2 protein-coding genes are annotated in these 1,555 nt (G+C 62.0%); both read left to right on the top strand.

Going from position 1 to position 1,555, the window contains the following annotated elements; translation table 11 throughout:
- Positions 1–86: 86 nt before the first annotated feature.
- Entirely contained in the window at positions 87–800 is a 714-nt protein-coding gene (locus tag RI518_RS07875; protein WP_310689825.1) for an ATP-binding cassette domain-containing protein, read from the top strand.
- Positions 797–1,555: hypothetical protein (locus RI518_RS07880; RefSeq protein ID WP_310689826.1), on the top strand; the 759-nt coding region annotated here is incomplete at its 3' end. The genes RI518_RS07875 and RI518_RS07880, both read left to right, overlap by 4 nt.

Below are 1,555 nucleotides of genomic sequence, written 5' to 3' on the forward strand. Positions count from 1 at the left end.
TCGCGGGTTGTCCCCGTGGTTGTCTGGGCGATGTGTCACAGGTGCTAAAGTCGCGTTAGTTCACCTCTTAGACCGATCGGATCCCCATGGCGTCTCCCGTAGTGTTTTCGAAGCTGACAAAAACCTACGCCGGCTCCCACGCGGTCAAAGAGTTGAGCGCGGACATTGCGCCGGGTCAAATTACCGGGTTTCTGGGGCCAAACGGAGCGGGAAAATCCACCACCCTGCGCTGCCTCCTGGGCCTCGCCCGACCGAGCTCCGGCAGCGCACACATTTTCGGCAGTTCCTATCGTGAACTGGGCCAGCCGCTCCAGCGCGTCGGGGTGGTGTTGGACACCAAAGGCTTCCAGCCACAACTCTCCGGGGGAAAAAATCTGGGCTTGATGGCCGCGGGGATGGGGGTCTCATCACGGCGGGTCACCGAGATGATGAACCTGGTGGAGTTGGGTGACGTGGGAAGCAAGCCGGTGAAGTCCTACTCCCTGGGCATGCGCCAGCGGCTCTCACTGGCCTCCGCCCTGCTCGGCGATCCAGAGTTGTTGGTCCTGGATGAGCCCGCCAATGGCCTCGACCCGCTGGGTATTGCGTGGCTCAGACAGTTTCTGCGAAACCTCCAAGCAGAAGGCCGCACCGTGTTGGTCTCGTCACACCAGCTCGCGGAAATGCAAAACACGATCGACGACGTGATGATTATTCACCGCGGTGGTCTCGTCGCCCACGACAGCCTCGAGGCAGTAATGGCCGGCGACGACAGTCTCGAAGCCGCCTTCCTGCGCCTGACCCAGAAAGATCCCGCATGAATATCTTGAGCGCAGAAATCCAGAAGCTCCTCGCCTCCAGTTACACCCGCGCCATCGCGCTCACCGCGTTTGGTGTGGGCGTTGTGCTGAGCGTGTTTGACGGAATCAACATGCTCGCAGAACCCGAGCGAGCCCTCGATGCGACACTGGTCGCCAACTTCTACACCGACACGGTGTATCTCGCGTGGCTGTTTCCGGCCATCCTGGGCGTCCTGTTGATGACCTCGGAATTTCGCTGGGGAACCGCGATTCACACGTTCCTGCAAACCCCCAAGCGCGGGGTGGTGGTGGCGTGGAAAATGCTCGCCTCAGCGCTCGGCGGCGCACTCATCGCCCTCGCCTCCCTGGCGGGGGCCTTTATTACCGCGACCGTCATCCTCACGGTGGTGGGCGACTATTCGTTACCCGAACCGGGCCGGTTTATCGGGGCAACAGTGGCGATGATCCTCGTGGGGATGATCGGCGCCCCCTTGGGAGTGGCCGTCGGGGCGCTCATTCGGGCCCAGTTGGCCGCCCTCGCGGTGTTCCTCGGCTGGATGCTTCTGGTCGAACAGGCCGTCGCGGTAGCGCTTGGCCCCGCCGGAATCTATCTTCCGGGGGCGATGATTCCTCGCGCACTGTCTTTGGAGTGGACCGCGGCGGGATTGGCCGGAGTGTTGAGCGAACCCATCACACCGATCAGCGCCATGATCTTTTTGGCCATCGAAGCCGTAGTCCTCGGCGTGATTGCCTCCTACACGACGATGCGAAAAGAC

The organism is Pontimonas sp., assembly GCF_031581085.1.
Classification (GTDB): domain Bacteria; phylum Actinomycetota; class Actinomycetes; order Actinomycetales; family Microbacteriaceae; genus Pontimonas.